Source organism: Bartonella sp. TT110JLCBS (genome assembly GCF_042193405.1).
Taxonomy (GTDB): Bacteria; Pseudomonadota; Alphaproteobacteria; order Rhizobiales; family Rhizobiaceae; genus Bartonella.
Genome location: NZ_JBHILT010000165.1, coordinates 1 through 845, shown reverse-complemented (window position 1 = coordinate 845; position 845 = coordinate 1). Strand labels below are relative to the sequence as shown.

Sequence of the window (845 nt, the reverse complement as noted above, 5' to 3'; positions counted from 1 at the left end):
TTGATCTTCTATAACAAGATACTGTAGAGAGGCATAAAAATTATGCTGTCGATAAAGGCATTGTCTTTCTTTTACTATCTCTTGCATAGCTTGATAATGATTGGTTGCTTTTTGTACCCATTTCTCTCTCGCTTTGTCATCAGAAGAAGATGACATTTTATCATAAATTGCATTAGGTAATCCTTTTGCACATAGGTAATTGTTTTTCACTTCAAGATATTTTGTGCAGCATCATATTGATCTTGGTTGAGTTTTCCTTGCAAATAAAGCCGCCCGATATAGGTACCGGAAAGCGGATTTTTAGCCTCTTCAATCGTCAAACCAAAGCGTTTAGCACGCATTTCTATTGCCTATTTTCCATGGGTGCATGCGATGTTTTTGCTCGTGAGATGCGTCCGTTTGGTTTTCTGATACATCCCCTTTAATCCGTGGACGTCCGCGTTTTGTATGTTTTTTCCCTTTGCTATATTTGTTCAATCAAAATGGCATACTATCATTAAGAGATGCGCCATGATCAGCAGCACCTGAAGCGATAGCATAATTTTGAGAAGTAATGGGTGAAGGGGTAGGGGATGCTGATTGCTTTTTCTTTGCATCAAGCAAATACAATTCGCCTTTGCATTGTGGTAAGACAATCTCTGTTGTGTAACGGTCATGCCCATTTTTATCTTGCCATTTGCGTGTCTGTAATTTTTTTTCTACGTAAACTTTTGAACCTTTGTTGAGATATTGAAGTGCAATTTTTGCTAAATGTGGATTAAAAATCACAACTGAATGCCATTCTGTTTTTTCTACTTTTTGATTGTTTTTTTATCCGTATAGCTTTCAGAAGTTGCCATACGAAA

2 pseudogenes are annotated in these 845 nt (G+C 37.0%); both read right to left on the bottom strand.

The annotated features are described in order from the left end of the window. A pseudogene (locus ACFILW_RS10215) lies at positions 1 to 477 on the bottom strand (hypothetical protein); the annotation flags it as partial. Then, positions 478 to 845: pseudogene (gene ssb, locus ACFILW_RS10210) on the bottom strand (single-stranded DNA-binding protein); the annotation flags it as partial.